The organism is Qipengyuania profundimaris (assembly GCF_030717945.1).
Classification (GTDB): domain Bacteria; phylum Pseudomonadota; class Alphaproteobacteria; order Sphingomonadales; family Sphingomonadaceae; genus Qipengyuania; species Qipengyuania profundimaris.
The window spans coordinates 267,821-289,658 of sequence record NZ_JAVAIM010000001.1 but is presented as its reverse complement, the minus strand read 5'-3'; the positions used below and the strand labels follow the sequence as shown (position 1 = coordinate 289,658).

26 protein-coding genes are annotated in these 21,838 nt (G+C 63.4%); 14 read left to right on the top strand and 12 right to left on the bottom strand.

Features of this window, described 5'->3' with window-relative positions; all coding sequences use genetic code 11:
- Positions 1-41 precede the first annotated feature (41 nt).
- Positions 42-1,844, top strand: coding sequence for an AMP-dependent synthetase/ligase (locus tag Q9K02_RS01460; RefSeq protein WP_305931274.1), 1,803 nt, complete (start codon positions 42-44; stop codon positions 1,842-1,844).
- Between the two features lie 525 nt (positions 1,845-2,369).
- Here the strand turns inward: Q9K02_RS01460 and Q9K02_RS01455 are convergent.
- The 3 genes from Q9K02_RS01455 to Q9K02_RS01445 all read right to left on the bottom strand — a co-directional run bounded on the left by Q9K02_RS01455 (position 2,370) and on the right by Q9K02_RS01445 (position 4,351).
- Positions 2,370-2,897 carry a hypothetical protein gene (locus tag Q9K02_RS01455; RefSeq protein ID WP_305931273.1) on the bottom strand — a complete coding sequence of 176 codons (528 nt, stop codon included), beginning with the start codon at positions 2,895-2,897 and terminating at the stop codon, positions 2,370-2,372.
- A 64-nt stretch (positions 2,898-2,961) separates the two neighbouring features.
- Positions 2,962-3,936 (bottom strand): sulfur carrier protein ThiS, encoded by a 975-nt coding sequence (gene thiS, locus Q9K02_RS01450; protein WP_305931272.1) that lies wholly within the window; start codon positions 3,934-3,936, stop codon positions 2,962-2,964.
- 10 nt (positions 3,937-3,946) lie between these two features.
- Entirely contained in the window at positions 3,947-4,351 is a 405-nt protein-coding gene (locus Q9K02_RS01445; RefSeq protein ID WP_305931271.1) for a MerC domain-containing protein, read from the bottom strand.
- 143 nt (positions 4,352-4,494) lie between these two features.
- Here Q9K02_RS01445 and Q9K02_RS01440 point away from each other — a divergent pair, with 143 nt between their 5' ends.
- The 4 genes from Q9K02_RS01440 to rpsI all read left to right on the top strand — a co-directional run bounded on the left by Q9K02_RS01440 (position 4,495) and on the right by rpsI (position 7,035).
- The gene (locus Q9K02_RS01440; RefSeq protein ID WP_305931270.1) at positions 4,495-5,520 is read left to right on the top strand and encodes a COX15/CtaA family protein; all 1,026 of its coding nucleotides are present in this window, start codon (positions 4,495-4,497) and stop codon (positions 5,518-5,520) included.
- Positions 5,517-5,837 carry a divalent-cation tolerance protein CutA gene (gene cutA / locus Q9K02_RS01435; protein ID WP_305931269.1) on the top strand — a complete coding sequence of 107 codons (321 nt, stop codon included), beginning with the start codon at positions 5,517-5,519 and terminating at the stop codon, positions 5,835-5,837. Before Q9K02_RS01440 ends, cutA begins: the two co-directional genes overlap by 4 nt.
- A gap of 194 nt (positions 5,838-6,031) precedes the next feature.
- Positions 6,032-6,511 carry a 50S ribosomal protein L13 gene (gene rplM / locus Q9K02_RS01430; RefSeq protein WP_278329386.1) on the top strand — a complete coding sequence of 160 codons (480 nt, stop codon included), beginning with the start codon at positions 6,032-6,034 and terminating at the stop codon, positions 6,509-6,511.
- Complete coding sequence (gene rpsI, locus Q9K02_RS01425) at positions 6,511-7,035, top strand: 30S ribosomal protein S9 (protein ID WP_278329387.1); 525 nt, start codon at positions 6,511-6,513, stop codon at positions 7,033-7,035. Before rplM ends, rpsI begins: the two co-directional genes overlap by 1 nt.
- Positions 7,036-7,104: 69 nt before the next feature.
- Here the strand turns inward: rpsI and Q9K02_RS01420 are convergent, their stop codons facing one another.
- Genes Q9K02_RS01420 through Q9K02_RS01410 form a run of 3 tightly spaced genes read right to left on the bottom strand, consistent with a single transcriptional unit; the run spans position 7,105 to position 9,086 of the window.
- On the bottom strand, positions 7,105-7,965 hold the full coding sequence (locus Q9K02_RS01420) for a metallophosphoesterase family protein (protein ID WP_305931268.1): 861 nt from the start codon (positions 7,963-7,965) through the stop codon (positions 7,105-7,107).
- A complete protein-coding gene (locus Q9K02_RS01415; protein ID WP_305933423.1) occupies positions 7,955-8,812 on the bottom strand; it encodes a diacylglycerol kinase family protein in 858 nt (285 codons plus the stop codon). The genes Q9K02_RS01420 and Q9K02_RS01415 overlap by 11 nt, the downstream gene beginning before the upstream one ends.
- 37 nt (positions 8,813-8,849) lie before the next feature.
- Positions 8,850-9,086, bottom strand: coding sequence for a hypothetical protein (locus Q9K02_RS01410; protein WP_305931267.1), 237 nt, complete (start codon positions 9,084-9,086; stop codon positions 8,850-8,852).
- A gap of 231 nt (positions 9,087-9,317) precedes the next feature.
- Between Q9K02_RS01410 and Q9K02_RS01405 the strand changes: the two genes are divergently transcribed.
- Entirely contained in the window at positions 9,318-9,533 is a 216-nt protein-coding gene (locus Q9K02_RS01405) for a UrcA family protein (protein ID WP_305931266.1), read from the top strand.
- 171 nt (positions 9,534-9,704) lie between these two features.
- On the opposite strand, the gene Q9K02_RS01400 is transcribed toward Q9K02_RS01405, so the two are convergent.
- From Q9K02_RS01400 to Q9K02_RS01390, 3 genes are all read right to left on the bottom strand, one after another.
- Positions 9,705-10,454, bottom strand: coding sequence for a LytR/AlgR family response regulator transcription factor (locus Q9K02_RS01400; RefSeq protein WP_305931265.1), 750 nt, complete (start codon positions 10,452-10,454; stop codon positions 9,705-9,707).
- Positions 10,455-10,456: 2 nt separating this feature from the next.
- On the bottom strand, positions 10,457-11,665 hold the full coding sequence (locus Q9K02_RS01395; protein ID WP_305931264.1) for a sensor histidine kinase: 1,209 nt from the start codon (positions 11,663-11,665) through the stop codon (positions 10,457-10,459).
- Between the two features lie 99 nt (positions 11,666-11,764).
- The gene (locus Q9K02_RS01390; protein ID WP_305933422.1) at positions 11,765-13,282 is read right to left on the bottom strand and encodes a fumarate hydratase; all 1,518 of its coding nucleotides are present in this window, start codon (positions 13,280-13,282) and stop codon (positions 11,765-11,767) included.
- A gap of 154 nt (positions 13,283-13,436) precedes the next feature.
- Here Q9K02_RS01390 and Q9K02_RS01385 point away from each other — a divergent pair, with 154 nt between their 5' ends.
- From Q9K02_RS01385 to Q9K02_RS01365, 5 genes are read left to right on the top strand one after another with little or no spacing between them, the layout of a single operon-like run.
- Positions 13,437-14,036, top strand: coding sequence for a protein-L-isoaspartate O-methyltransferase family protein (locus tag Q9K02_RS01385; RefSeq protein ID WP_305931263.1), 600 nt, complete (start codon positions 13,437-13,439; stop codon positions 14,034-14,036).
- Positions 14,036-15,514: a TolC family outer membrane protein gene (locus Q9K02_RS01380; protein ID WP_422785399.1), complete on the top strand. Its 1,479-nt coding sequence runs from the start codon at positions 14,036-14,038 to the stop codon at positions 15,512-15,514. Before Q9K02_RS01385 ends, Q9K02_RS01380 begins: the two co-directional genes overlap by 1 nt.
- A 57-nt stretch (positions 15,515-15,571) precedes the next feature.
- On the top strand, positions 15,572-16,033 hold the full coding sequence (locus tag Q9K02_RS01375) for a DUF2497 domain-containing protein (RefSeq protein ID WP_305931262.1): 462 nt from the start codon (positions 15,572-15,574) through the stop codon (positions 16,031-16,033).
- A gap of 59 nt (positions 16,034-16,092) precedes the next feature.
- Positions 16,093-18,180, top strand: coding sequence for a dipeptidyl-peptidase 5 (locus tag Q9K02_RS01370; RefSeq protein ID WP_305931261.1), 2,088 nt, complete (start codon positions 16,093-16,095; stop codon positions 18,178-18,180).
- The gene (locus Q9K02_RS01365; RefSeq protein WP_305931260.1) at positions 18,177-18,551 is read left to right on the top strand and encodes a (2Fe-2S) ferredoxin domain-containing protein; all 375 of its coding nucleotides are present in this window, start codon (positions 18,177-18,179) and stop codon (positions 18,549-18,551) included. The genes Q9K02_RS01370 and Q9K02_RS01365 overlap by 4 nt, the downstream gene beginning before the upstream one ends.
- Here Q9K02_RS01365 and Q9K02_RS01360 read toward each other — a convergent pair.
- Positions 18,536-18,844 (bottom strand): hypothetical protein, encoded by a 309-nt coding sequence (locus Q9K02_RS01360; protein WP_305931259.1) that lies wholly within the window; start codon positions 18,842-18,844, stop codon positions 18,536-18,538. The genes Q9K02_RS01365 and Q9K02_RS01360 overlap by 16 nt on opposite strands.
- A 126-nt stretch (positions 18,845-18,970) precedes the next feature.
- Between Q9K02_RS01360 and Q9K02_RS01355 the strand changes: the two genes are divergently transcribed.
- From Q9K02_RS01355 to xth, 3 genes are read left to right on the top strand one after another with little or no spacing between them, the layout of a single operon-like run.
- Complete coding sequence (locus tag Q9K02_RS01355; protein WP_305931258.1) at positions 18,971-19,402, top strand: CBS domain-containing protein; 432 nt, start codon at positions 18,971-18,973, stop codon at positions 19,400-19,402.
- A gap of 31 nt (positions 19,403-19,433) precedes the next feature.
- Positions 19,434-19,763, top strand: a complete 330-nt coding sequence (erpA, locus tag Q9K02_RS01350; protein ID WP_305931257.1) for an iron-sulfur cluster insertion protein ErpA — start codon at positions 19,434-19,436, stop codon at positions 19,761-19,763.
- Between the two features lie 37 nt (positions 19,764-19,800).
- Positions 19,801-20,586 (top strand): exodeoxyribonuclease III, encoded by a 786-nt coding sequence (gene xth, locus Q9K02_RS01345; protein WP_305931256.1) that lies wholly within the window; start codon positions 19,801-19,803, stop codon positions 20,584-20,586.
- Between the two features lie 59 nt (positions 20,587-20,645).
- Here xth and Q9K02_RS01340 read toward each other — a convergent pair whose 3' ends face one another.
- Both Q9K02_RS01340 and Q9K02_RS01335 read right to left on the bottom strand, forming a co-directional pair.
- Entirely contained in the window at positions 20,646-21,302 is a 657-nt protein-coding gene (locus Q9K02_RS01340) for a cell wall hydrolase (RefSeq protein ID WP_305931255.1), read from the bottom strand.
- A gap of 197 nt (positions 21,303-21,499) precedes the next feature.
- On the bottom strand, positions 21,500-21,835 hold the full coding sequence (locus Q9K02_RS01335) for a DUF1491 family protein (protein WP_305933420.1): 336 nt from the start codon (positions 21,833-21,835) through the stop codon (positions 21,500-21,502).
- Between the last annotated feature and the right edge of the window lie 3 nt (positions 21,836-21,838).

The following is a 21,838-nucleotide window of genomic DNA, read 5'->3' as shown; positions in this document are numbered from 1 at the left end:
CAACGGGGCGCAGACCCTACCCTACTTCGAGGAGCGGAGCCGTGCTGGCCGACATCGATACAGCGAACAATCTCGTCGAGCTTTTCCTGAAGCGCGCCGACGAAAAGGGCGACAGCGCTTTCCTCGGCGCCAAGATCGACGGAAGCTGGCAGACGATCAGCTGGGCCGAAGCCGCCAACCGGGTCTGCCTGCTGGCCGAGAACCTGCGCGCGCTCGGATTGCGCGATGGGGACCGGGTGTGCCTCGTTTCGGAAAACCGTCCCGAATGGTGCATCGCCGACCTCGCGATCATGGCGGCGGGCTGCATCACCGTGCCGACCTACGTCACCAATACCGAGCGCGATCACGTCCACATCCTCGACAATTCGGGCGCCAAGGCGGTCATCGTATCGACCGAAAAGCTGCTTCGTCCCTTGCATGGCGCGCTGCAGGCATCCGGTGTGGCAGAGCACGTCATTGGCATCGAGGACCTCCACCGCCAGCAATCGGGCAGTTTCGAATTCCATACCTGGGCGAAGATGACTGCCGGAGATGCCGCTGCGGCGCGCAAGGCTGTCGACCAGCGGATCGCGTCCATCGGTCGCGGCGACACCGCTTGCATCATCTACACCAGCGGCACCGGCGGCGCGCCGCGCGGGGTCAAGCAGCATCACGGCGCGATCCTGTGCAATGCGGCCGGGGCGGCGGAAATCCTGAGTGAGGATTTCGGCATCGACGACGACGAGCGTTTCCTCTCCTTCCTGCCGCTCAGCCACGCCTATGAGCACACCGGTGGCCAATACCTGCCGATCGGTGTCGGCGCGCAGATCTATTATGCGGAAGGGCTGGAAAAGCTCGCCAGCAATATCGAGGAAACCAGGCCAACCATCATGGTCGTCGTCCCGCGCCTGTTCGAAGTGTTGCGCACGCGGATCATGAAGCAAGTCCAGAAGCAGGGCGGGTTGGCCGAGAAACTGATGAACACCGCGCTCGAGGTCGGCGAGCGGCGTGCCGAAGGCCGCAAGCAGTTCGGCGACGGCGCGAAGGACTTCGTGGTCGGCAAGCTGCTCAGGCCGAAGATCCGCCAGCGGTTCGGCGGACGGATGAAGGCGATGGTGTCGGGCGGCGCTCCGCTCAATCCCGAAGTCGGCGTGTTCTTCGAATCGATGGGCCTCACCATGCTGCAGGGCTACGGCCAGACCGAGGCCGGGCCGGTGATCAGCTGCAATCGCCCCGCCGCCGGCATCAAGATGGACACGGTCGGTCCGCCGATGCGCGGCGTCGACATCAAGATCGCCGAGGATGGCGAGATCCTGTGCCGCGGCGAACTGGTGATGCATGGCTACTGGCAGAACCAGGGCGAGACCGAGCGCACGATCAGGGACGGCTGGCTGCACACCGGCGATATCGGCCATCTCGACGACAAGGGCCGGATCGTCATCACCGATCGCAAGAAGGACATGATCGTCAACGACAAGGGCGACAATATCGCCCCGCAAAAGGTCGAAGGCATGCTCACCCTGCAGCCCGAGATCGGCCAGGCCATGGTCGCGGGCGACAAGCGGCCCTATATCGTCGGCCTGATCGTACCCGATCCCGAATGGCAGCTCGAGTGGTGCCAGGCGCAGGGCAAGAAGTTCGACTGCAAACAGCTGCAGGACCTGCCCGAGTTCAAGGCCGCCGTTCGCGCCGCGGTCGACCGGGTGAACAAAGATCTGTCGGTGACCGAGAAGGTCCGCCAGTTCGCCATCGCCGACGAGCCCTTCACCATCGAGAACGAGGAAATGACCCCCTCGATGAAAATCCGCCGCCACAAGATCAAGGAACGCTACGGCGACCGGCTGGACGGGCTGTATCGGGGTTAGATTTCACCCCGTTTGCAAGCAGCATGGATTTGCCCGAACTGGACGACCATGAAGTGATGTATTGTACATAGCCTATTTAGAAGCTCGCGCATTTGCGCTCGCTCGTAACGTTTGACTCCCATGTCTTTCCGCTCACCGCTGAGATAGGTGAAAAGCCGAAAGTCTGCTGCCGGCCCAGCGATTGTCATCACTCCGTGAGCAAGCCAAAGTCTATGTTCGTCGTGGAGGTGCCGCCAATCGTCAAGTCTAGCCGCAGCGACTTTTGAATGCCCTGCGAACTCGTGTGTCGTGAATGCCGAAGATAGCGCTCTCATACGAGCGGCATGTCCGGGATGCGCACCTTCCGGGTCAAGTGAGACTTTCGCGTCACGCATAACCTCGAGACAATTTGCGACTGCAAGCTCGCCCATGGCGAAAAAATTCAGACATTCCGCTCGCCAAAAAGATGGTAGCGGATTGAAAGTCTCAAAGTCGGTTGGCTCTTCAGCGAGCCGAATCGCGGTCATCTGAAAAACATCGGCATATCTAACCCACCGATTCCTCGATGAATTCCGGATAGAAACTCGGCGCGCGGTCGCTCCAGCCGGGGGCGGTTGCGGCAGCTTCGCTGAGGCTTTGCAGCAGCATCTTGCGGCGTTCCGGGCGGATATGCGGCAGGGCGGCGGCGGCGCAGAAGGCGCTCGGCAACCAGGGCCGCGCTTCGGCGGAGATCAGGCGCTCGTAGAGGAAACGAAAGGCGGAGAAGCTGTCGATCCGCTCCTGCGCCAGGTCGAAGGCGGCCACGCGGGTCAGCTTGCCGACGAAGGGTTCGATCGCATCGAAGCCCGATGCCGCCGGGATCGACTGGCGCAGCGCCTTCAGCTCCTGATAGGCGACATACTGGCTGCGGATGGCGGCGTTCTCCACCGCGTCGCGGCCCCAGATGCGAAACGCATCGCAGCGCCCCAGCCCGATATCGAGGCTGCGACGAATATAGCGCTGCTCGGCGGCGGTGAAGCCGGCGAACTCGCGCATTTCGGCAATGGTCAGCGAAGCGGTATTGGTAACGGCCATGATCGGTGCCCCCGTTGTGTCAGGGCGAATGTCACCGAAGATGGTTAACAAGCGGTAAGCGGGATTAAATTAGCCCTGCGAGCGGGCTGCTCGGGTCGGCATATTTGCGCGTCGCCATGCGGCCGGACAGATAAGCATCGCGGCCTGCCTCGACCGCCAGCTTCATCGCGCGGGCCATGCGGATCGGGTCCTTTGCCTCGGCGATGGCGGTGTTCATCAGCACGCCGTCGCAGCCGAGTTCCATGGCGACTGCGGCGTCCGAGGCCGTGCCGACGCCGGCATCGACCAGCACGGGCACATTCGCGCCTTCCTTGATCAGGCGGATGGTCACGCGGTTCTGGATGCCGAGGCCCGAGCCGATCGGCGCGCCCAGCGGCATCACCGCGACGGCTCCCGCTTCCTCCAGCTGTTTCGCGGCGATGGGATCGTCGACGCAATACACCATCGGCAGAAAACCTTCCTTCGCCAGAGTCTCGGTCGCCGTCAGCGTCTCGCGCATGTCGGGATAGAGCGTGCGCGCCTCGCCCAGAACCTCCAGCTTGACGAGGTCCCAGCCGCCCGCCTCGCGTGCCAGCCGGAGCGTGCGGATTGCATCGTCAGCCGTGAAGCAGCCCGCGGTGTTCGGCAGGTAGGTGATTTTCTTCGGGTCGATATAGTCGGTCAGCATCGGGGCCTTGGGATCGCTGACATTCACCCGCCGCACGGCCACGGTGACGATTTCAGCTCCGCTGGCTTCGAGTGCAGCAGCGTTCTGTTCGAAATCCTTGTACTTGCCCGTGCCGACGATCAGCCGACTTTTGAAAGTGCGCCCGGCCACGCTCCACGTGTCGTCGTCATTTTGCCCACCGCCGACGAAATGGACGATCTCCAGCGTATCGCCTTCGCTCAGAGCATGCTTGTCCAGCTCGCTGCGCGGCGCGATCGTGCCATTGTGCTCGACCGCGACCTTCTCGGGCGCAAGGTCGAGTTCGCGGACCAGCTCGGCGATGGTGGTGGCGGAGGTGCGGCGGCTTTCGCCGTTGACGGTGAGGGCAATCATGCCGCCCGACTTAGTCGCCGCAACGCTCCTTGCAAGCGCTGGAATGCACATGGCGCAGGTTGAGGATGTGCCCCAGCGACACGAGCGCGACGCCGATGATCGTCAAGATCGCTTCCTTGTAACCATGCGGAACGGCCAACGCGGCACCCATGAAGGTGAGGCCGGTCATGGCGATCACGAAAGGTGCGGCCATTCGGTGACGCAGTGCTCCCCAGCCGATAGCGACGCCCGCGATCAACGTTGCGAGCAACAGGCCGTAGCGGTGGATATCGGGCGACAGGAAGAATTCCCCGCCGATACCCAGCCCGGACACGATGACGATCGAGAGCAGGCAATGCAGCGCGCAGGCCCCGGACAGGAAGATCCCGAGCCGGTCGAGCCGTCGTCGAATCGGAAGGGTGGCGCGCTCGAACATTGCGATTTGCCACTTATGTGACGATGTAACATAATTCAAGCGGAACCGCGCGCCAAAGCGATAGCCGGTGCTTTCACGGCGAGCGACAGCGGTTGCCTGCTTTGCACTTGCGAAAGCCCGGGGGTCGCAGCACATGGGCGCGCATGACGGTAGATACCGAATCCTCGCGCCCGCGGGCTATTGCGATATGGCTCTTCGTCGTGGCGGCGCTGGTCGTGCTGATGGTATCGGTCGGCGGGATAACCCGACTGACCGAGAGCGGGCTGTCGATCACCCAGTGGAAGCCGATCAGCGGGGCGATACCGCCGCTGAACGAGGCGGCATGGCAGGCCGAATTCGACCTCTACAAGGCGACCGGGGAATACAAGAACGTGACCGGCCCGGCAGGCATGGACCTCGCCGCGTTCAAGTTCATCTATTTCTGGGAATGGTTCCACCGTCTGCTCGGTCGCGTGATCGGGCTGGCCTACGCGCTTCCGCTCGTCTGGTTCTGGGTGCGCGGCGCCATCCCACAGGGCTACAAATGGCGGCTGGTTGCACTCCTCGCGCTGGGCGGCCTACAAGGTGTTTTCGGCTGGTTCATGGTGCGGAGCGGCCTGGCCGGGACGATGACAGATGTCAGCCATTTCTGGCTGTCGATCCACCTGCTCACCGCACTGTTCACCCTCGGCGGCCTGATCTGGACGGCGCTGGACCTCCTGCGGCTCAAAGCGAGCGGCGCTGCGCCCGCCCGCTGGACCAAGACCGCGAGCTGGGTCGGCCTCATCCTCTTCATCCAGCTTTTGCTCGGCGCGTGGGTGGCGGGCCTCAATGCCGGGCTGGCAAGCGACACCTGGCCACTGATGCAGGGTCGCTTCCTGCCGGAATACGACACTAGCCGTGGGCCCTTCTGGGCGCTGACCCATGACCCCTACCTGCTCCACTTCCTGCATCGCTGGTGGGCATGGGTCGCCGTGATCGCGCTCGTGATCATGGCGCGCAAGGCGAAACCGGTGCAGCGGGGGGCCTCGATTGCGATCCACACAGCCTTCGGAACGCAGATCCTGCTAGGCATCGCGACCGTAATGACAGGGGTCGCCTTATGGATCGCTGTGGCGCACCAGGTCGTGGGGGCGCTGCTCGTCGCCGCATTCGCGTGGGGCGCACACGCGCTGGGCAGGGAGCGATGACGGCGCTGATCTATTGCCCTTTTCCAGACCAGGAAACGGCAGAAAAGATCGGGGCGACCTTGCTCGACGAAGAGCTGATCGGCTGCATCAATATCGGCGCGCCGATCCGCTCGCTCTTTGCATGGGACGGCGAGCGTGGGGAGGGAACGGAAGTTCCGGCGCTGCTCAAGACCAATGCCCGGTTGCTCGATAGGGTAGTCGCACGCCTTGAAAGCTTGCACCCTTACGATACCCCGGCAATACTGGGCTGGAATTGCGATGCCGCAGGAGCGGGAACGCAGCCGTGGCTCGATGGGATCGGGGCATTACACGAATAGCCAGCGGCCAGAGGGTGGCAATCTACGCATAATCCTTCTGGGGTACTATTTTACCACCCCGAGGATCCGCGGAATTGCTTGACTTGGAGGCCCTTCGCCGCCATTTGGCCTCCGCTTCGCGAATGCGGTCACGCCGGATTCGCAGGAAATGCCGCCGATCAGGCGGCATGAACACTAGATACGGAAAACCAGCCATGAAGGCTCTCAGCAAGGTGACCCGGTCGGTCAAGCCGTCCGAGGTCGAAAAGAAGTGGCACATCATCGACGCCGAAGGTCTCGTCGTCGGTCGTGTCGCGGCGATCATCGCCAACATCCTGCGCGGCAAGCACAAGCCGATCTACACGCCGCATGTCGATTGCGGCGACCATGTCATCGTCATCAATGCCGACAAGGTGAAGTTCACCGGCAAGAAGATGACCGACAAGGTCTATTACAAGCACACCGGCTGGGTCGGTGGCATCAAGGAAACGACGCCCGCCAAGGTGCTGGGCGGCCGCTTCCCCGAGCGCGTGCTTGAAAAGGCCGTGGAACGCATGATCCCGCGTGGTCCCCTGGGCCGCGACCAGATGCGTGCGCTGCACGTCTTTGCCGGCACCGAGCATCCCTATGACGGGCAGAAGCCCGAGAAGCTCGACGTTGCCTCGATGAACCGCAAGAACAAGGCTGTTGCATAATGGCTGACGAAACCAAGAACGACACTGTCTCCGATCTCGCCGATCTGAAGGACATCGCCTCCGACGCCCCGCAGGGCGACGCGGCCGACATCGCTGCCACCGCCGAGGTTCCGCTGCGCGAGCAGGAGCTCGACAAGGAAGGCCGCGCCTATGCTACCGGTCGCCGCAAGGACGCGACAGCTCGCGTTTGGCTGAAGCCCGGCAGCGGCAAGGTCACCGTCAACGGCAAGGACCAGGAAGTCTATTTCGCACGCCCGACGCTGCGCCTGATCATCGACCAGCCCTTCGCCATTACCGAGCGCCAGGGGCAGTACGACGTCGTCGCCACCGTCAAGGGCGGTGGGCTTTCGGGCCAGGCCGGTGCGGTCAAGCACGGCATCAGTCAGGCACTCACGAAGTACGAGCCGGCCCTGCGCAGCACGGTCAAGGCTGCCGGCTTCCTCACCCGCGACAGCCGCGTGGTCGAGCGTAAGAAGTACGGCCGCGCCAAGGCACGCCGCAGCTTCCAGTTCTCGAAGCGCTAACCGGCTTACCGAGTTTTTCGGTCACCGAGGAAGGGCGGTCCCGCGAGGGGCCGCCCTTTTCGCATGCGATCAGTGCACAGGCGGATCGACCCGGGGCACTTGCCTGACCGGCGCGACCGGATCGCCGCTCCTGCGCGGGGGCATCGCATCTTCCGGGACATCGTCGATCTGCATGTCGCGCGTCTCGACGTCTTCGAGATTGCGGACTGTCACCTTGAGGTCCTGCCCGTCGAATTCAATCTCGTTGAAGCTCGGCGGTGTCGAGCGGGTGCGTTGCGACAGCGTCCCGGCACCGATCATCCGGACAGGGCCGTCGGGCGTCTGTTCCATGATGTCGAAAGCATCGTGGACATGACCGGACAGCACGGCTCGTACGGGACGCTTCGCCAACGCCCGAAGTGCCTTCTCGCCATGCTTGGTCAGCGCCGTGCCCTCGGTGCCGACCTCGCGCAGCGGATGATGTACGGCGACCAGCGCCTCTTTTCCCTCAGGCAGGGCATCAATCGCCGCCAGGCATTTCTCCAGCGCCGCCTCGGTCACCCATCCCTTCGACCAGTTGAGGCGCGGCTGCGCACGGACGGCGGTCTTGAGCGGCACGATCGCGAGGCTGCCGAGATCGAGTTCCTTCTCGACCTTTTCCGCCATTCCGCGGAAGCGCTTGTAGGGCGTGAAAAAGCGCTCGAACGGATTGAAATAGGGCATGTCGTGATTGCCCACTTCGACAGTCACCGGTGCATCGAGCGAATTGATCCAGTGCGTCGCCGCCGCAAATTCGCGGTGCCGCGCGCGCATGGTAAGATCACCGGTAATGGCTACCGCATCGGGACGCCGTTCGGCAATTTCCTGCTTTACCCAATCGAGCGCGCGGTTGTCTTCCAGTCCGAAGTGAATGTCGCTGAGATGGAAAATGCGCCGGAAATCAGTAGCCATGGTCGGTCGCTAGCAGATCGACTTCGGTTTCGGCCAGTTGCAATACCGCTTCGGGGCCGAGCGTTTCGGGCTCGCCATCTAGCAGGACATTCAATGGTTCGCCCTCGCAATTCGCGATCTCGAGCCGGTCGAACAGGCCCAGCCGTTCGTGCGGGCCCTCGCGAAAGCGGCGTCGAAGCAGTGCCCAGCCTTGCTGCAGATAACCGGCCGCATCGTCGGCGCAGTAGGCATCGACCTGCATACCCCGAGCGCTGGGCGTAATTTCGAGAAGCGGATACCCGTCCGGTCGACCTTGCGCCGGATCGGCCATCCGTACGCGGGCGCCATACGTCGTTTCTGCCACCGCATCGCTCGTATGCTCGGCAAGTCCGGCGACATCGATATCGCGCATCGCTTCGCGCACATTGGCCCATGCGGTCCCCGGGCCAGCGAGGAACCCCGCCAAGGCATTCCCCTTCTCGCAGCGAACCACCGGCAGGCGAATCCGCCGGTATGCTCCCCGGGCCACGCGCGCGAGTATTTCCTCGGCCTCGACCTCTTCGCCGTGGAGCCGACCGCTGAGCAGGTTCATGGTCCCGCCCGGGAGAAAGAGTATCTCTCCGCCCCATCCCGCAAGTTTGGCGATTGCGCCATTGGCGGTGCCGTCGCCTGTGAAGATGATGAGTCGTTCGATGCCGCTCTCCTCGAGCAGCGACCTGCTCGGCAGGTCGGCATCGGGAAAGGACACGGTAAGATCGCAGTCCAACCCCTGCTCGGCCAGGACACGTTTAAGCTCGGCCTCGCGCGCGGCGCTGTGGCTCCCACTGCGGGTGTTGACGATCAACCAGCTCGGAGGACAGGCGGCCATACCCGGCAAGCGCGCGGTGCCGCCTTTTGGTTCCCCATCAAATCCTTCCGGTTGCGACCAGCCAGCCGAACGCGCCGTTGGCGACGGTGTAGCCAGCATACAGCCACGCCGCCGAAGGCCAATCGTTGGCGGCGAGCAGCATCGCGACCACCAGCATGGCAAACTCGAATGCCAATGACACGCGTCCGCCGTTTCGACGAAAAGCAGCCGGCAAAGTCTCGAGAATCGGGTGATCGCTCTCGATCAGTGCCTTGCTAAGCGCGAAATTGGCCACGCCGCATACAAAGAGAACCGCAAGCATCATCGATTGACGGCATAGTCTCGACGCCCGCCGATTGCCAATCGCGCTTCGTCGGCCAGTTCGCGCCTTCCGTCCAAGACGCGAGTCGTCCGTCGATTGCGTCGTGCGATTACAGATGTAGCTGAGTAATACAGGTCCTGCGGAGGGCCTTCCAACAGTCCCCCAAAAACCCTTTGGGCCCTCCGCAATCGCAGGAGCGATCTCATGAACAGAGCTTTCGCAGCAGTCGCCACGCTCAGCCTCGTTGCCATGGCAGTGCCGGCAGTGGCGCAGAAAGGCTGCGACATTACCGTGACCTACGACAATCACGATCTGGATACCGCCAAGGGCCAGAAGGCTACCGAATGCCTTGCCTACGCCCGCAACAGTGCGCGCGAATATGTAGCAGCGGCAATCGCCTCAGGCGGGAAGGGCGGATGATATTTGGAGGGAGTTCGCGGTTGTAGCTGCCTCAGAGCAGCACGAGAAGGGTGGCTGAGAAACCCCTGGCCGAACCCAAACTAGGCCTCGACCGGACGCAGTCCCCCGGTCGGGGCCGCCTTTGTTCCTGACCAAGAACACGAGTGACAGAGGCAAGCCTGAGGCTTGCAGTCAGCGACCCGCCATTGCCTTGACCTTCGGCAGATAGGTCCGGCCGATCCGGAGCGCCTCGTCGTCTTCGAGTTCCACCGACCAGACTCCCAGGCCATCATGGCGGAGGCCCTGGATGCGATCCTTGCGCAGGATGGTGGAGCGATGGATGCGAATGAACTTTGCCGGATCAAGGCGCTTTTCCAGACCGGCGATGGTCTGCAACAGCAGGTAAGTGCGCGCCTCTTCGCCTTTGCCGACATAAAGCCGCACATAGTCGCGCTCGGCATCGATGCGGCCGACTTCGCTCGTGGCGATGCGGATAAGCTCGGAACGGTGCGGGATCCACAGCTCTTCGAGCCATTGGCTTTCTTCGCGCTCGCCATCCCCGCGCCGGGCCATCGACCGCTTGATGGCACGTTCGAGGCGGTCGGGCTTCACCGGCTTGAGCACATAGTCCACCGCATCGAGATCGAACGCTTCGACCGCGTAATTGTCATGCGCGGTGACGAAGACCACGGCCGGCCGCTGCTCCTCTTTTGCGAGCGCTTTGGCAACGGAAAGGCCGTCGACCTCCGGCATAGTCATGTCGAGCAGCACGAGGTCGGGCTTCAATGCTTCGATAAGCCGCAACGCTTGCCCACCGTCGCTCGCAGTACCGACGACGGCGAGGTCGTCCATCTTGGCGCAGATGACCTGCATCCGCTCGACAGCCAAGGGCTCGTCATCGACGATCAACGTGCGCAGTTTTTCCGACGTGTTTTCAGCCATGCTCATTTCACCATGGGTAGCCTGAGTTCGGTTTCGTAGCCCTGCAATCCCGGGCCGGAAGTGACGGTCGCCTCTGCGCCGAACCGCGCCTCCAGCCGGTCACGCACATTGGCAAGGCCGATGCCGAAACCGCCGCTGTGTCCTGCGGGAACGCCCGGCCCGTCATCGGCGACGGTGATGACCAAGCGACCATACTCCTCGCGCGCGACGATCGATACGGTGACCGGCCGCGCGCTGGCCGACACGCCGTATTTGACCGAATTCTCGACCAGCGGCTGCAGGATCATGCCCGGCACCCGGTAATGCTCCAGCTCGCGCGGGAGGTCGACTTGGACGCGCAAACGCTTCGGGAAGCGCACCGCCTCGATCTCGAGATAGTGCTCTTGCAGGTCCACTTCGTCGGCCAGCGTCACGTCACCGGTCGATTCGTCGGCCAGACTGTGGCGGTAGAAGCGCGAAATCGTCTGGATCATTTCCTCGGCCCGCTCCGACTTGCCGGTCATCACCAGCGCGGACAGCGAATTCAGCGTATTGAAGAGGAAGTGCGGATTTACCTGATAGCGCAGAGAGCGCAGTTCCGCTGCCTTGGCTGCACTCCGGAACCTCTCTCCTTCGCGCTCTGCCGCCAGCGCCTGCGCCCGCGCCTGCGTGGCAATGTAGAGTGCTGCCCAAGCCAGCAGCAGGAAATAACGGCCCAGCGCGATGTCGAAGGTCATCCGCCATTTGTCCATCGCCGTTGGTGCCGGGGCGATAACGACGCTTTCCGGGAGCGCGAGGTCCTCTGCAGCCTCCTCAACATCGCCGGCGATCTGCGGCCGCGGCAGGTCCACCAGGAGATTGCCGGACTCGTCGCGACGGATCGCTATCCCGCGCTCTTCGCCGATGCGCTTCTCGATTTTTTCCTGAATGTTCGCAAAAACCCACTGATTGGTCTGGGCAATCGCGATGGCCGCAGGAAAGGCGATGATCGCGGCTACGGTCACCTTTGCGGCCAGTGCTCGCCGATCGAACAGGCGCAGGATCAGCCACATCACGGCGGTTACGGCCATGCCGATCGCGCAGACCAGGGCCCGCCGCCACAGCATCTCCCATTCGAAGCCGAATCCGGAAAGCTCGCCGCGAACGGTGACGAGAAGAAAGTAGATTCCCCAGACGGCCAGGATCGATCCCAGCACCGTCCGGGCCGGCAAGTGCGGCGTCGTAGAATTCATCAGGCGTTCAGCATCCAGACCATGCCTCGATGTGGCCGTTCGAACTGCCAAAAGCCAGTCCGGCGGTCGAGAGCGTTCACACGTTGGTCGAGCGGAATGCTATTCAGCGGGTTCCAGATCACCTTCGGCGATCCGGCGACGCCATTCGGCAGGCGCGAGCGTGTGAACGTTGTTCCCTTCGGCATCCACCGCGACCGTCACCGGCATGTCCTCGACCTCGAACTCGTAAATCGCTTCCATGCCGAGATCCTCGAAGGCCACGACCTGCGCACCCTTGATCGCGCGGCTGACGAGATAGGCAGCGCCGCCGGTCGCCATCAGGTAGGCGACCTTGAAGTTGCTGATGATCTCGACGGCATTATGCCCACGCTCGGCCTTGCCGATCATCGCCAGCAGGCCGAGATCGAGCATCATCTCGGTGAACTTGTCCATGCGAGTGGCGGTGGTCGGACCAGCGGGCCCGACGACTTCGCCCATCACCGGGTCGACCGGGCCGACGTAATAGATCGCGCGGCCCTTGAAATCGACCGGCAGTTCCTCGCCAGCCTCCAGCATGTCGTGAATGCGCTTGTGCGCCGCGTCGCGCCCGGTCAGCATCTTTCCCGACAGCAACAAGCGGTCGCCATGCTTCCAGCTCGCGACTTCTTCGGGCGTCAGCGCATCGAGATCGACCCGCTTGGCCGCACTGTCCGGTTTCCAGGTGACCTGCGGATAGTCGTCCAGCTTGGGCGGTTCGAGATAGGCCGGACCGCTGCCGTCGAGCGTGAAATGCGCGTGGCGTGTGGCCGCGCAATTGGGAATCATCCCCACCGGCTTGCCTGCCGCGTGGCAGGGCGCGTCGAGGATCTTCACATCCAACACGGTCGACAGGCCGCCCAACCCCTGCGCGCCGACTCCCATCGCATTCACCGCATCGAAGATGTCGATCCGCAACTGCTCGATATCGTTCTGCGCCCCGCGCTGTTTCAGCTGGCCCATGTCGATCGGGTCCATCAGGCTGAGCTTGGCGAGCCGCATGCAATGTTCCGCCGTGCCGCCTATGCCGATGCCGAGCATGCCCGGCGGGCACCATCCGGCCCCCATCGACGGGATCTGTTCGATCACCCATTCGACGATATTGTCGGACGGGTTCATCATCTTGAACTTGGACTTGTTCTCGCTGCCGCCGCCCTTGGCCGCGACGTCCACGCCCACCGTGCTACCCGGCACCATCTCCACCGATAGTACGGATGGTGTATTGTCGCGCGTGTTGCGACGGGTGAAGGCGGGATCGGCGAGGATCGAGGCACGGAGCTTGTTGTCGGGATGGTTGTAGGCGCGGCGAACACCCTCATCGACGACTTCCTGCAGCGATCGTTCGCTGTCGAGGCGGCAGTTCATGCCCCAGCGTACGAAGACATTGACGATGCCGGTGTCCTGGCAGATCGGCCGGTGCCCTTCGGCGCACATCCGGCTGTTGGTCAGGATTTGCGCGATCGCATCCTTGGCCGCCGGGCCTTTCTCGGCCTCGTAGGCATCGCCCAGCGCGCGGATGTAATCCATCGGGTGGTAGTATGAAATATACTGGAGCGCGTCGGCCACGCTTTCGATCAGGTCGTCTTCGCTGATGACGGTCATGTCGCTCATCGCCGGAAAATCCCATGTTGCAGAATTGCGCTCCCCGATAGGCGTGTTTGCCGCCATCGGTCAAAGCGCTTGGACACAAAAGCTCTTGCGCCTACAGCAAGCCGGCTTGACCCAGCGTATTATTAGAGCAATACAGCGACCCACCATGACCACGACCCTCGCCCCCAAGACCGACTTCGCCGCCGCCCGCAAAGCGATGCTCGACAGCCAGCTGCGCACCAGCGGCGTGAACGAACCGTTCGTGCTCGAACGCATGGGCACGGTTGCGCGCGAGGAATTCGTGCCCGAATCGATGCGCAGCGTCGCCTATAGCGATCGCGCCGTGCGCCTGGGCGATGGCAAGGTCCTGCCGCAGCCGCTGTTCCACGGCATGATGCTGTCCGAAGCGCAGCCCCTCGCAAGCGACGAAGTGCTCGTCGTCGACGGCGGTAGCGGATATTTGCCCGCGCTCGTCGAGCCGATGGTCAAATCGGTGCGGGTGATGGCCCCTGAGGACGCTGCCGGGGGTCGCAAGAAGGGCGCCTATTCGCTGGTCCTTATCGACGGCGCGATCGAGCATGTCCCGGCGAGTCTCGCCAAGCTGGTTGCCGACGGCGGCCGGATCGTGACCGGCCTGGTAGAGCGCAATGTCACGCGGCTCGCGACAGGTCGCAAAACCGCCGGTGCGCTCGCCCTATTGCCGCTGGCAGAGCTCGGCGTTCCGCGGCTCGCGCAGTTCGATCGGCCGACCAGCTGGAGTTTCTGATGGCGTCGATGCCCCCCATCAAGCGCCTGCTGGCGGGTAGCGCCCTGGCAAGCGTCGCGCTTGCCCAACCCGCTGCGGCCGACACTCTGCAGGAAGCGCTGACTCAAGCCTACCTCTACAATCCTGTCCTGCTCGCCGCACAGGCCAATCAGCGGGCGACCGACGAGAATGTCCCGATCAACCGCGCGCAGGGCCTGCCGAGTGCCGATGCGACCGCGACCTATACCGAGTTCGTCAAGACCTCGACCAACAGCTTCACCTCGCCCGACCGCGTGCTGCAAATCGGTCCGCAACTTAACGTCCCGATCTATTCCGGCGGAGCGATCAAGAATTCCATCGCTGCCGCAGAGCAGCGCGTCGAGGCGGGACAGGCGGATCTCCGCGGCACCGAAAGCGCACTCTTCAGCCAGGTCGTCGCCGCTTATATGGACGTCCTCCTCGGCCAAGCAGTGACATCGCTGCGCGCCAACCAGATCGACGTTTTGCAGGTCAATGCGCAGGCCACCAGCGACCGCTTCGAAATTGGCGACCTCACACGGACCGACGTGGCGCAATCGGAGGCACGGCTGGCGCTGGCTCGCGGTGATTTCCGCAACGCGCAGGCGAACCTCATTTCGGCACGCGAGACCTATATCCAGCTCGTCGGCGAAACGCCCGATAATCTCCAGCCGCCACCGGCCTTGCCCGGCCTGCCGGAAAATGTCGAAACCGCCGTCGCTGTCGCGCTCGAAGACAACCCAGACCTGATTGCCGCCAAGGAACGGGCGCAGGCTGCCGGCTTCGACACCGAAGTCGCCGGATCGGGCCGCCTCCCTAATGTCGGCGTTTTCGCCAATGGCGGGTACAACAATTACTTCGGTACGCTGGCCGGCGGACAGGCCGGCATTTCGCAAGCGGAAACGACGGCCAATGTCGGCGTCCAGTTGCGGCTTCCGATTTTCCAGGGCGGCCTCCCGGCCGCGCGGCAGCGTCAGGCCCAGGCACGCGAGACGGCCGCGCTGGAGCAGGTCATTGCTGCGGAGCGCGACGTGATCGCACAGGTTCGCGCCGCATGGTCGAGCTGGCAAGCCTCGCTCGCCGTGATCGAGAGCAGCCAGGTCGCCGTCGATGCGGCGGCGCTCAGCCTCGAAGGTGTGCGGGCGGAAAACTCGATCGGCAATCGCACCATTCTCGACGTGCTGAATGCGGAGCAGGAGCTGCTGAATTCGCAGGTCCAGCTCGTGACTGCACGCCGGAACGCCTATGTCGCAGGCTTTACCCTATTGGCCGCGATGGGCCGTGCGGAAGCGCGCGATCTCAACCTTGGCGAGGCGGGCGTGCTCTACGATCCCGAGCTCAACTACCAACGGGTGCGCGGCAAGATCTGGGATTGGGACCGCGATCCCGAGCCTGTTGCCGAGGCTACTCGCACCGTCGATCTGCCGGCGGCAAACGCCGATATCGCCGAAGAGGATGATTTCGCGGATAGAATCGATTAAGCATACCGTCTGAACGCTGCGACAGCGTCGATTCGTGAAGCAGGGGTGCAATCGATTATGAATCAGGCTGGCGAACCTTCGGTCGAAGAGATTCTCGACTCGATCAAGAAAGTTATCGCGCGAGACAATCGCGATGCGATCATCGCGGATCGCCGCCGCAAGTCTGCGCCCGTGGCCACTCCCGAACCGGCCGATGAGGAAGAGGCCGAAGAAGTCCTCGAACTCGATGCCGATTATGCCGTCGAAGATGCGGGCGACCAACCCGAAGACGAGGAAGAGGATGCGCTGACCCGCGGCGACACGCGCAAGGCGATGCAGGAAAACTTCGCCGCGCTCGCCATGCTGTCGCAACCGAGCAAGCAGCCGCAGATCGTCCGCTCGGGCGAGACTTCGCTGGAGGGCCTGGTGCGCGAAATGCTCCGCCCGATGCTGCGCGAATGGCTCGATGCCAACCTGCCCGGCATGGTCGAGGATATGGTCAAGGCGGAGATCGCCCGGATCGCCGGCAAACGCTCCTGATCGCGGAGCGCAATCTAAACGCTTAACTTTGCCACGCGGCGCGGATAAGCCCTGCGTCCATGACTGCACGCAACCGGGTCGCTTTCCCGCTCGCCAGCGCCATTGCGCTTCTCGCTTCACCACTCGCCGCGCAGGATCGCGCGCCGATGAGCGCTCAGGACCTCGTCACCATGCCACGCCTCGGCGCGCCAAGCGTCGATCCGTCGGGACGCATGGCGGTCTATTCGGTGACGAAGACCGATCCCGAGACCTATGAGCGGAGCAGCACGCTCTACATGCGCTCGCTCGCCGACATGGATGCCGCGCCGGTTGCGCTGGGTCTGTCGGGTGGCGACGCAAAGTTCGGCGGTGACGGCTGGCTCTATTACCTGCATGACGATCAGGTCTGGCGCACCCGGATCGGCCCCGACGGTAGTGTTTCCGAGACCTCGCAGGTCACCGACCTGCCCCGCGCCGTGAACGGCTTCCAGGTAGCGCGCGACGGATCGAGACTGGCGATCTGGACCGATGTTGCGCGCAGCTGCACCGAATTGTCCTGCGACGACAGCGCGAAGGCTTACGAGCCCGGCCCGGGCACCGGCCTGCTATTCGAAGGCGACGGCGGCTTCATCCGGCATTGGGACAGCTGGGAAACGCCCGGCACCTATAGCCGCGTATTTGTGGTGCCGCTTGAGGGTGGCAGGCAGGCCGGCACAGCAAGGCCGGTCGATGGTGCCATCGGTGCTGGCGGACCCAGCGGCGATACGCCCACCGCGCCATTCGGCGGGAGTGAGGATGTCACCTTCGCGCCCAATGGACAGGGCCTTTACTTCACCGCGCGCGAGGGCGGGCAGACCGAGCCATACTCGACCAATCTCGACATCTGGTTCTCAGATTTCTCCGGCAACGCACCGACCAATCTGACCGACGCCAACGAGGCTCTCGACGCGCTACCGACCCCGTCGCCCGACGGCCAATATCTCGCCTATGTCGCCATGGAGCAGCCCACCTACGAGGCAGACCGGCAGGTAGTCATGCTCCGCGATCTGCGCACCGGTGTCGTCACGCCGCTGACGAAGGACTTCGACCGCAGCTTCGGCTCGCTCGCCTGGACGCCCGATTCGCGCTGGATCGTCGCCACGGCGCAGGACGTGCTCGACACGCCGGCTTTCCGCATCGATCCGCGCACCGGGGAGGTCGTCCGGCTCGATCTGATGGCGGGGAACGAGGCGCATATCGGCAATGTGGTGCCGCTCGATGGCGGCGGATTGGTCTTCACCCGCGACTCGATCGGCGCGCCTGCGGAGATGTACCTCGCCCGGGGCTGGGATCAGGCCACGCCGCTGACGGATGTCGCGATGAGCCGGATGGGCAATCTGACACCTGTCTCGGTCGAGCGGTTCAGCTTTACAGGAGCGGGGGGCGACACTGTCTGGGGTCAGATCACCAAGCCCGACGGCGTTGCCGGCCAGCTTCCGGCAATCCTCTACGTCCATGGCGGCCCGCAGGGGTCGTTCAACGATGGCTGGTCGAGCCGCTGGAACCCGCGCGTCGTCGCCAGCCAGGGCTACGCGGTGATCTCGGTCGATTTCCACGGATCCACCGGATACGGCCAGGCCTTCACCGATGCGATCAATCGCGACTGGGGCGGCAAGCCGCTGGAGGATTTGCAGAAGGGCCTTGCCGCCGCGCTTCAATTCGACACGCAGATCGACGGCAGCCGCGCCTGCGCCATGGGTGCAAGCTACGGCGGCTACATGATGAACTGGATCGCCGGCCAGTGGCCCGACCGGTTCGACTGCCTCGTCCAGCACGACGGCCTGTTCGACCTGCGCAGCTTCTATTTCACGACCGAGGAACTGTGGTTCCCGCGCTGGGATTTCGGCGGTGGCTATCTGGAAAACCCCGAAGCTTACGAGAAATGGAATCCGGTCAACCACGTCGATGAGTGGCAAACACCCATGCTGGTCATCACCGGCATGAAGGATTTCCGCGTGCCGTACACGCAAGGCATTGCCAGCTTCACCGCCTTGCAGGAAAAGCAGATACCCAGCCAGTTGCTCGTCTTCCCCGACGAGAACCACTGGGTGCTGAAGCCGAAGAATTCGCTGCAGTGGCACAATACCGTGTTCGCGTGGCTCGACCGCTGGCTGAAGCCCGCAGAATGAGCGTGAGCGACAAGAAACTACACAAGGCGCGCAGGGCCCTGACCAAGATCGGCGGTGCCTCGGCAGAGCGGCAGATCTTCCTGTGCGCCGTGTCCGAGAAGCAGAAGTGCTGCAAGCGCGACGAGGGCAAGGCCGCCTGGAATTACCTCAAGAAGCGGCTGAAGGAGCTGAAGCTCGTTGGGCCGGGTGCGACGGTCCAGCGGACCAAGGCCGATTGCCTTCAGGTCTGCGAAGCCGGACCCATCGCGGTCGTCTGGCCGGAGAATGTCTGGTACCATTCCTGTAATGAAGAGGTGCTGGAAGCGATCATCCAGCGCCACCTCATCGGCGGCGTGCCGGTGGAGGAATACCGGCTTTACCCGGCGGACTGATCGTCGCGGTCGTCGGCCAGCGGATCGTCGATCGATTCGTCATGCCCGGTACCCGATGACAGGAACACCAGCCCCATCAGCGCGCTCGCCAATAACATGGTGAAGCCGATCCCCAGCGCCGCGGCGATGTAATAATGGATCGAGACGGCTTCGCTGCCGAACTTCCACAGCAGCGCCAGCGAAATCGCGACCACGCCCACGGTCAGCAGGAACATGAAGCGCATGATCCGCCGGAACCGCGCCCAGGCGAAGGCGGCGTTTTGCGGATCGTCGAGGGGAGACTTCTTGACCATCGCGCCTCCTCTGGCCGCTTGCCTCGCGCCTTGCAATGACCTTGCCGAGCCGCCCCGCGTCACGGATTCGCATTTTATGCCGTTTGATGGCATTCTCCCGACCATAAAAAGGGAGACGACAGCGCCATGGATATCGGATCGCTCATTGCAGATCGCAGAAGCTCGGACGTGATTTCCTGTTCGGTCGATGGCCAGGTCAGGGAGGCGGTGCGGTTGCTGGCTTCCAAGCGCATCGGTGCGCTGCCGGTGATGGAAGGCGGCAAGGTCGTCGGCATCTTCTCCGAACGCGATGTAATCTACCGCTTGGCCGAGGAGGGCGACGCCTGCCTCGCTCGCCCGGTCGGCGACGTGATGACCTCGCCGCCGATCACGGTCGATCGCGCGACCAAGATCGACCAGGCGCTCGCGCTGATGACCAAGCGGCGTATCCGCCACCTGCCCGTGGTCGATGGCGAAACCATGTGCGGCTTCATTTCTATCGGCGATCTCGTGAAATCGCGCTTCGACGAAGTGCAGCACGAAGCCGAAGCCATGCGCGATTATATCGCCCACGCTTGAGCGAGAGCGCGGTGCTCCCTACATTCAAACTATGACAGGCACACCCACACTGACGGAAGCAGCTGCAACGCGCGTCGCAGCAATCGCGCAAAAGCAGGCCAAGCCCGCGATATTGCGCTTGTCCGTCGAGGGGGGTGGCTGTTCTGGCTTCCAATACAAGTTCGATCTCGCGCAGGCGCCGGACAGCGACGATGCGGTCAGCGAAACCGATGGCGTGAAACTGGTCGTCGATCCCGTCAGCCTGGACCTGCTGGCCGGCAGCAAGGTCGATTTCGTCGAGGATCTGGGCGGCGCGGCATTCAAGGTCGAGAACCCCCAGGCGGCCGCCGGCTGCGGTTGCGGATCGAGCTTCGGGATTTGAGTTAGACCCGCGCGCACCTTTCGGGCATCACGCCTGAATGCGTATCGCCACCTACAACATCAACGGCATCAAGGCGCGCCTGCCGCGCCTGAAGGAATGGCTCGAGGAAACCCGCCCCACCGTCGCCTGCCTGCAGGAAATCAAGACGATGGACGACGGCTTCCCCGCCGACGAATTCGAGGCGATCGGGTACAAGGCGATCTGGCATGGCCAGAAGAGCTTTAACGGCGTCGCGATCCTGGCGGATGGCATCGAGCCGGTCGAAGTGCAGCGTGGCCTCGGCATCGATGGCCCGACGGACGGCGAGGGCGAACAGGCTCGCTACCTGGAAGCCGAGGTGAACGGGGTGCGCATCTGCAACCTCTACCTGCCCAACGGCAATCCCCATCCGGGGCCCAAGTTCGATTACAAGCTCGCCTGGATGGAGAAGCTGCGCGCCCGCATGCGCGAAATCTGGCGCGAGGAGGTTCCGGCTGTCGTCCTTGGCGATTTCAACGTCATTCCCGAAGACAAGGATGTCTGGTCCGTCCGCGCGATGGCGAACGATGCGCTGATGCAGCCCGAGTCGCGCGATGCCTATCGCCGCTTCCTCGACGATGGCTGGACCGATGCGATCGACACGCTCAATCCGCGCGGCGGAGTGTGGACCTATTGGGATTACCAGGCCGGTGCCTGGCAGCGCGATCACGGATTCCGGATCGATCACCTGCTGCTGTCGCCTGAAACGGCCGACCGGATGACGGCTGCCGGCGTCGACAAGGAATATCGCGGGCGCGAGAAGGCCAGCGATCACACACCCGTCTGGGTGGAGCTGCGCGACTGAGAGCCAAGCAGAAGGGGACGACGCTCGCGCGACGGCCCCTTACGTTTCCGATCCGCCAATTAGCGGTAGAAAATGTGCGTATCGATGGTCGCAGTGGCGATCTTCTTGCGGCTCCAGCTCGGCCGCACGTATTTCGCATGGAAGAACAGGGCGTCGCCGGCTTCGCTCTCCCACAAGCCGCGGTGGGCGATGCGGGCAAGGGCCTTGGCCTTGGTCCACGCTGCGGTACCGGTGCGAATGCGCGGCATGCGGCCACCCTTCACGAATGAGAATTGCGCGCGCTGGTAGACGACGCCGCAATAGCTCGACGGGAAGCGGCGGTCCTCCGCGCGGTTGATGATGACCTGCGCCACGGCCAGCTGGCCCGCCAGCGGCTCGCCGCGGGATTCGAAATAGATCGCACCGGCAAGACACTGGAGTTCGGGCGAGAGCTCGCCTGTGGCGGGCATCGCGTCGACCAGCTCGCGCAGGCTCTGGGCGCGCGGCGCTTCTTCGACGACGGGAATTTCGGGTTTGGCTTCCTCGGGAAGCTCCTGCACCACCTCGTTCTGTACGAAGACCGGAACGACCTCTTCGGTCACTTCGGGTTCGGCGGTGGCGATTTCGGTTGCTTGCGCCGCAACCTGGGCGTTGGCGCCGGAACTTTCCGCTCCGGCAAGCGTGGTAAGGGCGATCGCCGCGACAGCCGCGGTGAAACCGGTAAATTTACGGACCATTTTTCTGCTAAACTAAGCGGTTGATGGCCTGATGCAGACTGGGATCCGTGCGCGTTGTTCGCGTCGTTGAACTGGATCCGTTACGGGCCTGCCGCCCATCCCCCGTCTGCGTGCTAGCCTACCGACCCCATTGCCGAAGCAGGCCGCCTACGCATCGAAGTTGGCGGCCAAATAGTCACATCCGAAACCAAGTCAAGTTATTGCACTGCGGAATCGATGAACCGTTCCGGATCGGCGATATCCAGCTCGACCACCCAGCAATCGGGATCCGACTGTTTTCTGCGAGCGATGTATTCGTTAAATTCTTTTGGCTTTTCAGGGTCTTGCTTTCGAGAGCGAGTGAAGCTGCGCGATCCGTCTAGCTGGGGCATGCGTTCCCAAAGAGTTGCGTTCTCGCCGCGATCGAGAGCGACGATCAGGAGCGTCCCGGCGTCCTTCTCCCCGCGCTGCAAAACGGTTGCAAAGCCACCTGCAGCCGATACCGAGCGCACCAGGCCCGAAACCTCGACATGTGCAGGGAGCCGCGCATCCATCTC

What these genes read in the sequence shown, in the direction of transcription:
- Q9K02_RS01445 (WP_305931271.1), bottom strand. Translation starts at nt 4,351, where the DNA reads ATGTTCGAGCGCGCCACCCTTCCGATTCGACGACGGCTCGACCGGCTC.
- Q9K02_RS01365 (WP_305931260.1), top strand. Translation starts at nt 18,177, where the DNA reads ATGAGCGTGAGCGACAAGAAACTACACAAGGCGCGCAGGGCCCTGACC.
- rplM (WP_278329386.1), top strand. Translation starts at nt 6,032, where the DNA reads ATGAAGGCTCTCAGCAAGGTGACCCGGTCGGTCAAGCCGTCCGAGGTC.
- Q9K02_RS01455 (WP_305931273.1), bottom strand. Translation starts at nt 2,897, where the DNA reads ATGGCCGTTACCAATACCGCTTCGCTGACCATTGCCGAAATGCGCGAG.
- Q9K02_RS01360 (WP_305931259.1), bottom strand. Translation starts at nt 18,844, where the DNA reads ATGGTCAAGAAGTCTCCCCTCGACGATCCGCAAAACGCCGCCTTCGCC.
- erpA (WP_305931257.1), top strand. Translation starts at nt 19,434, where the DNA reads ATGACAGGCACACCCACACTGACGGAAGCAGCTGCAACGCGCGTCGCA.
- Q9K02_RS01415 (WP_305933423.1), bottom strand. Translation starts at nt 8,812, where the DNA reads ATGGCCGCCTGTCCTCCGAGCTGGTTGATCGTCAACACCCGCAGTGGG.
- cutA (WP_305931269.1), top strand. Translation starts at nt 5,517, where the DNA reads ATGACGGCGCTGATCTATTGCCCTTTTCCAGACCAGGAAACGGCAGAA.
- Q9K02_RS01380 (WP_422785399.1), top strand. Translation starts at nt 14,036, where the DNA reads ATGGCGTCGATGCCCCCCATCAAGCGCCTGCTGGCGGGTAGCGCCCTG.
- Q9K02_RS01340 (WP_305931255.1), bottom strand. Translation starts at nt 21,302, where the DNA reads ATGGTCCGTAAATTTACCGGTTTCACCGCGGCTGTCGCGGCGATCGCC.
- thiS (WP_305931272.1), bottom strand. Translation starts at nt 3,936, where the DNA reads ATGATTGCCCTCACCGTCAACGGCGAAAGCCGCCGCACCTCCGCCACC.
- Q9K02_RS01400 (WP_305931265.1), bottom strand. Translation starts at nt 10,454, where the DNA reads ATGGCTGAAAACACGTCGGAAAAACTGCGCACGTTGATCGTCGATGAC.
- Q9K02_RS01385 (WP_305931263.1), top strand. Translation starts at nt 13,437, where the DNA reads ATGACCACGACCCTCGCCCCCAAGACCGACTTCGCCGCCGCCCGCAAA.
- xth (WP_305931256.1), top strand. Translation starts at nt 19,801, where the DNA reads ATGCGTATCGCCACCTACAACATCAACGGCATCAAGGCGCGCCTGCCG.
- Q9K02_RS01370 (WP_305931261.1), top strand. Translation starts at nt 16,093, where the DNA reads ATGACTGCACGCAACCGGGTCGCTTTCCCGCTCGCCAGCGCCATTGCG.
- Q9K02_RS01440 (WP_305931270.1), top strand. Translation starts at nt 4,495, where the DNA reads ATGACGGTAGATACCGAATCCTCGCGCCCGCGGGCTATTGCGATATGG.
- Q9K02_RS01390 (WP_305933422.1), bottom strand. Translation starts at nt 13,282, where the DNA reads ATGACCGTCATCAGCGAAGACGACCTGATCGAAAGCGTGGCCGACGCG.
- Q9K02_RS01405 (WP_305931266.1), top strand. Translation starts at nt 9,318, where the DNA reads ATGAACAGAGCTTTCGCAGCAGTCGCCACGCTCAGCCTCGTTGCCATG.
- Q9K02_RS01395 (WP_305931264.1), bottom strand. Translation starts at nt 11,665, where the DNA reads ATGAATTCTACGACGCCGCACTTGCCGGCCCGGACGGTGCTGGGATCG.
- Q9K02_RS01335 (WP_305933420.1), bottom strand. Translation starts at nt 21,835, where the DNA reads ATGGATGCGCGGCTCCCTGCACATGTCGAGGTTTCGGGCCTGGTGCGC.
- Q9K02_RS01355 (WP_305931258.1), top strand. Translation starts at nt 18,971, where the DNA reads ATGGATATCGGATCGCTCATTGCAGATCGCAGAAGCTCGGACGTGATT.
- Q9K02_RS01375 (WP_305931262.1), top strand. Translation starts at nt 15,572, where the DNA reads ATGAATCAGGCTGGCGAACCTTCGGTCGAAGAGATTCTCGACTCGATC.
- Q9K02_RS01420 (WP_305931268.1), bottom strand. Translation starts at nt 7,965, where the DNA reads ATGGCTACTGATTTCCGGCGCATTTTCCATCTCAGCGACATTCACTTC.
- rpsI (WP_278329387.1), top strand. Translation starts at nt 6,511, where the DNA reads ATGGCTGACGAAACCAAGAACGACACTGTCTCCGATCTCGCCGATCTG.